Below are 7348 nucleotides of genomic sequence, written 5' to 3' on the forward strand. Positions count from 1 at the left end.
CAATAAAGTATAAGATGATCATTTTATTTAAGTTTTCGTCCAAATATTAGGAACAACAATCATACAAATCTAAATTAAATACCTATCACAAACACTTTTATTACAACATTATACATTCAACAACATATATAGTTGCAATAGATAGCACATGAACTGTATATATTTATAATTATTATTTTCAAGTACCTATATATACTCTATTTAATCTAGCAAGTACAACATATTTTTGAGAAAAAACAATGTACTCCTTTGTACTAATGTATAGATAAGGAAAAAAAATCAGAATAGAAACTCATCTACTCTGATTTACATTTGATTAGCAAACGTATCAATCCTTTTCAGGAATGGCTACAAGCTATCTGAAAAGACCTTGTTTTTTTCAGACCCAGCTTTTCCATTTTGGTTCTTCTTTTGATCCTGCGGATATACACATACACCACCCACCCAGGTTTCTGATACCGGAATGTTTCGCATCTTCATATATTGTTCAGATTGAGTCTTCAACGAAAGAGGATCTTGTTCCAATATCACAAAATCAGCAAAGTACCCTTCATTTAAGGATCCCACCCATTTATCTGCATAGCACTGCCATGCAGCATCATAGGTAACGGCAATCAAAGCCTGCTCAGGGGTAAGGCATTCGGCGCTATTTAAAACTTCAATGCTTGTTGTCTTCTTTTCCATGATTCTGGTAATGGATTGTTCCATCATTCTCAAAGGGCCTAATGGGCTTACCTCATTGTCGCTGTGAAGGGTAATTCTCATCCCTACCGCAAGCGTTGAACCACAAAGATCAAGCATCTGCGCCTTCTCACCGAATATTACTTTCTTAAAAGCATATCCCCAATACCCCACATGCCCGATAAGGAAGCTTGGAGAAACACCCATTTGAAGCATATTTGTAATTTGATCCGAAGTCAGAAGAGAACAATGCTCAATTCGGTTACGCAGTTCGGGACCTTTATATTGAGCAAGAGCACCTTGATAGGCATTAATGGCAAAAGTTACTGCCTGATCTCCATTGGCATGAACCATGAGCGGCCAGCCTTTGCCGGCTACCACCGTATTGATTAATGTATTATAGCTCGGTGGAATTGTATGGGCAGGAATACCCGCTTGTGGAAAATTAAATATCCCTGTATTATCAGCAGGATCACACAAGTACGGAGCACTCTGATAGCCTGTTAATCCTTGGTTAGAACCATCTGAAACTACTTTAACATGTCCGTAATAAACAGGTTTATAATCATCAGGTTCTGTATAAATACCCAGATTATCTGCATCTGCCTGACTGGAACAAATATAGGCCCCGCCCGTTCTCACCAATTCTGTATGAGTTTCAGAATAGAGTATCAAAAGTTTTTCAAAACCTTTATTCAATCCGGCATCGTACATAAAGGTAACCCCTCTGGAGTTTGCCAATTGAAATAGCTCTGTGAGATATTTATTAATATGTACACTCATTGCAATGATCTGTAGCATGACCACCTTCAATGCAGGCGTCATTTCCGGACTTTCCTGCAGCTGTCCTTTAGTTTCAAGAATATACTGATCTACCGTTTTATATTGTTTCTTTATTTCACTGCTGTTCTTGTATACAAGCTGTAAAGCCTTCGTGTTCAGGTAAAGCGTATGCATAGAAGCGCTTAGCAGCATGATAGGCTCAGTAGCATTAATACGGTCAAGTACCGTATTATCAATGGTCTGTAACTCTTTTGACCCATCAGTTTTTACAATAAAAGGCATTAATGACGGATCCAGTCCTCTTCCTAGAATAACATAGCCTGGGATTTTAGGAATGTTTTTGTTTATAATTGCTCCCACAGAAGTTAAATCGTATACAGGCTGTAGGTCCTGCCCATTAAAGGGGCTCACATCCAGCCAGTCAGACATCATTGCCGTAGGAACCATATGAACATGGGGCTCAATAAGGCCCGGAAGTAAAGTCTGAGTTCCTGTTAATTCTCTTTTTTGATGCTTTGGATGATGTTTGAGCATATACTTTGCTACCGTGTTTTTATCACCGGTTATCACAACTTTTCCATTTGCCATCCCAATAGATTCTACAGTATTTGTTGATCCGCCAATCATAGGACGGATGGTCCCTCCGCTTATCATCAGAGCCTGCGGTTTTGGACTGGACTTCTTTCCGAAAACGGATTTCATTTTTGCCAGATTTTCAGAACTGAAAAGCTCTTCTTTAAGAATTTCTAAAACAGGATTGTTGCAGGCACAGTGCGTACAACCGTGTGTGTGTTTGTGTAATTTTTCCATAAAAATGATTTGGTTTGATGGTATGTTTAATTTTAATTCTATCCGTATCTTTTTAATTGCAGATTGTCTTTATGCCCATAGCAAGATAAGCCTACGACCGAACAAGACAATTGTATTATTGAAATTAAAATAGGTTATTTTTAGCGAATTACATTTAAGTAAATATTTATATATAAATATTTTTCATTTATTTTCATGTATTAGTTTGGTTTATAAAAATAATAAAAATATTCTTTCAAACCACTTTTTTTCACTCAATATTGATTAATTTTTTTTGATCTAATATTTTAATTTACAGGATGTTCTCCATTGAATTCTCCGTCGCAGCATTTAACGAAGATCATTTCCTGACAAGAATGTTTCCGAAATCAGAAATCATATCCGTAAAATTTATCAATCTCATTCATTTTTTTCTAAAATAAGACGTTAAATATCAATTCCCGAAGTCTTTAAATGATTACATTAGCAAAGAATTAAAATGCGCTAAGATTTCTATGAAAAACATATTCTGTGTATTGCTTCTTTCGATGGTACAACCTGTACTGGCCCAAACTAAATTAGAAAAAGCAATTACCACTCTGGAGGATCATTACGAACAGGAGAAAGTATACTTACTTACCGACAAGTCACAATATGCAGCGGGTGACAAAATCTGGTTCAAAAGCTTTGTATTTGATGGCTATAATCGTTCTGCATTATCTACGACTCTATTTGTAGAATTGTATGATTCTGATAAAAAATTAATAGACTGGAGAACGATACTGCTCACCAATGGTGAGGGCAGCGGAGATTTTCAACTGAAAGAGAATCTTCCGGAGCAAGTTTATTTTGTAAGAGCCTATACGCCCTACATGACCAACTTCAATGAAGACTTCCAGATTGTTAAAAAGATTCCGGTGTACAATCCTAGCTCCACAGAATCCTTAGTGATTACCAAAAGTTCCGACTGGTCTGCCAAAGCCTTTCCGGAAGGGGGAACTTTCATCAACGGTATTCCTACAAAGTTTGCCGTAAGACTATCAAGCGATACATCTCTACCGGACAACTGGACCGGAAAAGTGATAGACACCCAGAACCCCAAAGCACCGATAACAACTTTTACATCTTTTGATAAAAATGTTGCAGCCTTTACCCTAACGCCTGCTTCAGGAAAAAAATACCAGGTTATCATCCAGGAAAAGGCAGGAAAAGGCAAAACAATAGATCTGCCGCAAGCTGCAGACAGCGGTCTCCATCTGGAAACCTACAGCTCTAAAGACGGGATTAAATATACCCTAAAAGGAGTAAACTTAAAACAACAGCTTCAGAATTATAAAATTGTTGGAACCATCAATAACCACCTTGCTTATAAAGCCCACATTAAGCAGCTGACGAATGAAGCGTCAAGCCTTATTCCTCCCAAAATAAGCAATGGCGCAAACGGTGTTTTACAATTAGCCATTTTTGATGAGCAAGACAATCTGGTAGCCCAAAGACTTTGCTTTATAAAGCCTAATGACCTAAAGATTGAAAAAGCAGAAATTATAGGCCAGAGCTTAAAACAAACGCCAAGATCTTTCAATAGTATTGACCTTTCTCCGGAGTCGTATTTTAAAAATTATACGGTTTTGGTACGTGAGGATGACGGCAGCAACAAACCGGAAGAAGAAAATCTTCTCAGCAGCCTTTGGTTAACGGGAGATTTTACTTCTAAAATAGACAGTCCCGCACAATATTTTTCTAAAAATGCCAACGCTGAAGCTTTAGATGCCCTGCTGATTTCTGAAAACTGGAAAAGATTTGACTGGAACTCTGTCCTGAGCGGATCTGTACCCACCATTAAAACCAATGCTCAGCAATTTCTTTCTTACAGGGTAAAGCCTATTAAGAACAATGCTCTTCTGATAAACACCCCCGTAAGCTTAATGTTGAAACTGGGCAAAAATCAACCTGTTCTTAATCAATTTATAACAGATCAAAACGGATATGTTTATTTGAATAACCTTAACAATGATGATCCCCTGGAGGTTTCATTATTTATAAGTTCAGAAAATAACAAAGAAGCCAATACCGATAATTTATTCGTTACTGTAGAACCAATGGTTACTCCCACAGAATTTAAAGGGAACTTCCCAGGTACAAAATATACATTGGTAAAATCCGGCGAAAACAAAACCCTTTCTCCAACCATTTCAAGAGCAATCAATACTCAAAAAAACTATAAAAAAATAGAGAGTAATGATATACAGATTGAACAGGTAAAATTAGTAGGAAAAAAGAAAGATCCAAAAGTAGAACTGGACAAACAATTGTCCAGCGGAATGTTTAGCGGTGATATCAATTCTACGGTATTCGACTTTGTGAATGAAGATCAACGGGCCGCAGGTGCCAATAATATATTAGACTGGCTGCAGGGAAGAGTGGCCGGTGTAACCCTGCAAAGAAATAATTCTGGGATCAACGTTCCCTACATTCGTAACAAGCCGGCCAAGCTGTATCTGGATGAGATGATTACTGACCCTGCAATGATTACCAGCATCCCTGTAAGCAATATTGCCATGGTAAAAGTTATTAAAGGATCAGGATTATTAGGTGATGCCGTAGCCATCTATACGCTGAGAGGGAATCTGCAATCTAAAAATAATGAAAAAGACAAACAAAAGGATAACTCATCCATCATAAAAGGCTATGATAAACCGTCAGAATTTCTTATTGAAGTGCTGGATGATGATGCCCCCGCCAAAATTGAAAATGATACCAGAGAAACCCTCTACTGGAATCCTAATTTATTTGATAGCGACTACGTTCCTCCAAGAATTAAATTCTTCAATAACGACAGTGCCAAACAATATAAAGTTTTGATCATCAGCTTTGATGAAGATGACCATCTTCTTTATCAGAATGAAATCTTCAAATAATAATATATTCTCTGCATACAAAAAGCCTTTCAATTTTACTGAAAGGCTTTTTTAGTATTTTGAAATTCAACACCGTTATATTGCTTAAAAGTAATTGTCCGGCGTTAAAAAATGAATATCAACAGATGTTATGAGCTTCTTAATTCAACCATTTCTTTTACCAATTTCGGATACATGGTTTGCAGGGCTGCACCTCCCTTGGGTTCCCGGTTCATCTCCCGATCCATACTGTCATAATGGTGGTCAGGATAAAGTTCATCCACCGTATCCCGTATTTCCGATTCATCTTCATTATCATGATTGGCAGAATAGGCTTCATCAGATACATACAACAGCCCCTCTGCCCAGCAGTCTCCAATATTAAAGCTGTATTTCCCACTTACAAATGCCTGTATATCTTTTTGAATGTCTTCAAAAAATGCCCTGCCCTTCAACAGCAGCCAACAGCGGAAATAAATAAATCCGTCATCAGAAAGATAATCGTTAAAGATATAGCTGCCATTATCAGCACTGAATTCGCATTCCAGAATAATGGAAAGCTCCGCAATTTCAGCCGTGTAAAGCGCACTCAGTTTTTCCTGAAGCGTCTTTTCAAAAAGAACCAATCTTTCTTTTCCGAATCTGGAGAGATACACTGTGAGATTTTCCAGATGCTCATCCACATCATACTCGCTCCAATGGGCATTTTTGTATTTATTTGATTTTTCAATCGCTTCCCAGAAATAAATATCTGCTTTTTCTGTTTCAGAAAGCTCTGCTTTCTGTGGGATCTCATCATGTTCAGGAATCTCTATATAGCCTTTCCTGATCTTTTGGCTGATCAGTTTTTCAGATTCCCTGATACACTCCTTTTCATCTGCAAATTCCTTAGTGGTTTCACGTCCCTTTGTTCCCGTTTTTCCAAATACTATTTTTTGTGTATTTCCCGAATATTCAACATTCCAAAATTTATCCGAGACTCCATTTTGATTGATTAAATTCTTTTTCATAAAATATATAAAAGGTGATCGATCTATTTAAGGAATTAAACTACAAAAAAATAAGGAACCCAGCTATTTTATTCGGTTTTAGTTTCATTAGGGTTCCCCTCTCAGAAATTCCTCACCTTGGAGAGGGTATCTCAATCCTGTAACAACAAAGAACCCGCTTCCCGTCTTTTCACCTTAGCTTCCTTTCCCCTGCCTATGGCTCGTTGTATTCATCTTCTTCCCTCTCCTTTCCAGAATAAGATGTGCGGCATCCAGCATTTTAATCAGATGAATGTACGGAATCACGAGATTCCTTTCCGGTAGGTTGTCATAAGCGCCCAGTGAAAAATGGACCATACCGGACAGAAAATAATCAAACTCCCTGATGCTGTATTCCCGAAATGCTTTTTTAAAGACCAGCAGAGGGTTCTGGTATTCTTTCTCCAACAGCAAGCCCAGAAGCAATGGAGATACATTCTCTAACGGCATATGGACCGCCCACTTCCTATCTTTCAGCATGGTGAGGTAGCAAGCCTGTACAAACAACCGCATAGACTGGTGAAACTGAAATACTACCGCAGGATCTTCATTCATCCGGCTATTCCTCTTTACCGCATAATTCATAATGTTGCTGAGCCTTTCCTTGGAAACATCCAGCTCATTGAACTGAAAAAATATCTCCATAAGCTGTAATCCTGACTGCTTCTTAGGCACTGCCCAACATGGCGACTCAAAGTCTGTTCTGGTCTTTTTCATGGGTTTGTATTTTTGTGATAGGTTTCTGTTCATACTTTGGTAATTTTAAAACACTTTAGCCCACTTAAGAAAGGTTACTATCTTCCTGCATCAGTAAGTACACTTTAGAAGAAAATCAAAGATTTTCATAAAACTTAGGTGTACTTCATATCCCAAAAGCTGGAAACTTAAAATAACTAAAGTGTTTAAAAAACTTTTCTGCCTTTTAACTTCGTTGAATCTTCGATTTTTGTTTTACATAAAAAGCTTTAAACAAGCTTAGTTGTAAAAAGGGAGAAAGTTCAGCATTGGCAGAACTTCCTGCCCTACAAGAAATAAATAAAAACTTATGATAGAATTTGTGTTTTTCAGAAAGCCCTTAGGCCGCAACGGATTGTGTATGTCTTCAAAAGAAAATGGACTTTCTCTTAGGGAGTGTTTGTTAGTTTAAAGTTATAATAAAAGTTGATTTCC

Annotated in this window: 4 protein-coding genes; 1 reads left to right on the forward strand and 3 read right to left on the reverse strand. The window is 37.5% G+C overall.

The genetic code is table 11. The features are described from left to right. Positions 1–348: 348 nt before the first annotated feature. Positions 349–2274: an amidohydrolase gene (locus tag SCA31_RS15200; RefSeq protein ID WP_410697806.1), complete on the reverse strand. Its 1926-nt coding sequence runs from the start codon at positions 2272–2274 to the stop codon at positions 349–351. Between the two features lie 494 nt (positions 2275–2768). Between SCA31_RS15200 and SCA31_RS15205 the strand changes: the two genes are divergently transcribed. Beyond that, positions 2769–5171 carry a hypothetical protein gene (locus SCA31_RS15205; protein ID WP_410697807.1) on the forward strand — a complete coding sequence of 801 codons (2403 nt, stop codon included), beginning with the start codon at positions 2769–2771 and terminating at the stop codon, positions 5169–5171. A gap of 128 nt (positions 5172–5299) precedes the next feature. On the opposite strand, the gene SCA31_RS15210 is transcribed toward SCA31_RS15205, so the two are convergent. Both SCA31_RS15210 and SCA31_RS15215 read right to left on the reverse strand, forming a co-directional pair. Further along, entirely contained in the window at positions 5300–6160 is an 861-nt protein-coding gene (locus tag SCA31_RS15210; RefSeq protein ID WP_410697808.1) for a DUF4240 domain-containing protein, read from the reverse strand. Positions 6161–6334: 174 nt separating this feature from the next. Continuing rightward, positions 6335–6928, reverse strand: coding sequence for a hypothetical protein (locus SCA31_RS15215; RefSeq protein WP_410697809.1), 594 nt, complete (start codon positions 6926–6928; stop codon positions 6335–6337). Positions 6929–7348: the final 420 nt, after the last annotated feature.

The organism is Chryseobacterium sp. SIMBA_028, assembly GCF_046535285.1.
In the GTDB taxonomy this organism is placed as follows: Bacteria; Bacteroidota; Bacteroidia; order Flavobacteriales; family Weeksellaceae; genus Chryseobacterium.